This window comes from Promicromonospora kroppenstedtii DSM 19349 (assembly GCF_000515355.1).
Taxonomy (GTDB): Bacteria; Actinomycetota; Actinomycetes; order Actinomycetales; family Cellulomonadaceae; genus Promicromonospora; species Promicromonospora kroppenstedtii.
This window is the reverse complement of record NZ_KI911741.1, coordinates 1-1,551: the sequence shown is the minus strand read 5'-3', so window position 1 is coordinate 1,551 and position 1,551 is coordinate 1. Positions and strand designations below refer to the sequence as shown.

General features: G+C 71.4%; 3 protein-coding genes. All 3 read left to right on the top strand.

The annotated features are described in order from the left end of the window. On the top strand, window positions 1-246 hold a 246-nt coding region (locus PROKR_RS35980), incomplete at its 5' end, for a hypothetical protein (protein ID WP_036968320.1). 73 nt (window positions 247-319) lie between these two features. Continuing rightward, the gene (locus PROKR_RS23380) at window positions 320-949 is read left to right on the top strand and encodes a hypothetical protein (RefSeq protein WP_036968317.1); all 630 of its coding nucleotides are present in this window, start codon (window positions 320-322) and stop codon (window positions 947-949) included. Window positions 950-988: 39 nt separating this feature from the next. After that, window positions 989-1,551: DNA repair protein RecO (recO, locus tag PROKR_RS23375; protein ID WP_036968314.1), on the top strand; the 563-nt coding region annotated here is incomplete at its 3' end.

The window sequence follows — 1,551 nt, the reverse complement described above, 5'->3', positions numbered from 1 at the left end:
GCCTGGCGCCTGCGCCGCAGCGGGCCGCTGCCGGTCCTCGTCACGTCGGTGATGGTCGCCGCGCCCGTGGTCGGGACGGCGATCGCGGCGTGGCCGCGGCTCGTCCACGGCGCGGTCTCCGAGCCCACCATGGCGGCGCTCGGCGTCGTGGCGATGGTGGTGCTGCCCGTGGTCCTCGCGCTCCAGGTCGCGGCCTGGTGGATCGTCTCCCGGCCCCTGGACGGCCGGGACACGCTGTTCTTCTGACCCCGGAACTTAGATCTCGAAACGGACGTATCGCCCCGGCGCACGACGAGATGCCGGTAAAGTCCTACCTACCATGACCATGAAGAACCGCATCGTCTGCGCGCTGCTCGGCGCCCTGGCGTTCGCCACCGCGACCCTGCTCCTGCCGTGGCTCCCGGATGCTCTCGTGGGGCTGCTCGGGACCGGCGGGCTGCTGCTGTTCCTGGCCGCCCTGGTGCTGCCGACCAACACGCGGCAGCCGCCCGTGCACAGCCTCGCGATCCTCGACAAGGGGTACCTGACGCCCGCTGAGATCCACCAGATCCTCGGGATCTGGCTGCCCTCGGGCAGCTCGGCCCTCGACGCCCGCGACGCGCAGTGGACGGTGGCCCGGCACGTCGCCAAGTGGCGCGCCGACCACGTGGTCAACGTGATGGACTTCCACGGCGTGGTCGCCGAGCGCCGGGTCGACATGCTCTCGGTGGTGCAGTGGGTCGGCATCCAGCTCCTGCCCGCGTTCCTGGGCCTGATCTTCCTGATCCCCACGCTGGCGCTGAGCGGGTTCGACAAGATCAGCATCAACTTCCTGCAGACCCTCCTGCTCTTCGTGGTCTGGGGCGGCGTCGCGCTGCTGGCGCGCTGGATCCTGGAGAAGCACGTGATCCACCGGTTCGTGTGGGAGCCGGAGCTGACGGCCGACGGGACCCGGTTCGTCGAGAGGTGAGCGTCCCGGAGTGTCGGTGACTGGGGGCAGAATGTCTCTGTGCCCCTGTACCGAGACGACGCGATCGTGTTGCGCACCCAGAAGCTGGGCGAGGCGGACCGCATCGTCACGTTCCTGACGCGCGAGCACGGCAAGGTGCGCGGCGTAGGCAAGGGTGTGCGGCGCACGTCGTCCAAGTTCGGGGCGCGGCTGGAGCCGTTCATGGCGGTCGACGTGCAGCTCCACACCGGCCGCAGCCCGCGGCCCGGCATGGGGCTCGACACGGTGACGCAGGTCGAGACCATCGGTGCCTACGCCCGTGCGATCAGCGAGGACTACGGCCTGTACACGTCCGGCACGGTGATGCTGGAGGCCGCCGACCGGCTGGTCGCGCAGGAGCACGAGCCGGCGGTGCAGCAGTACTGGCTGCTCGCCGGCGGCCTGCGGGCCCTGTCGGAGCGGCACCACGACGCCGGCCTGGTGCTCGACTCGTACCTGCTGCGTGCGCTCGCGGTGGCCGGCTGGGCGCCGTCGTTCGAGGACTGCGCGCGCTGTGGCGAGCCCGGCCCGCACCACGCGTTCAACGTGGCGCAGGGCGGCGCCGTCTGCCCGCGCTGCCGGCC

Bases quoted from the DNA above. Each gene is read 5' to 3' on its own strand.
- PROKR_RS23380 (WP_036968317.1), top strand. From the start codon at position 320: ATGACCATGAAGAACCGCATCGTCTGCGCGCTGCTCGGCGCCCTGGCG.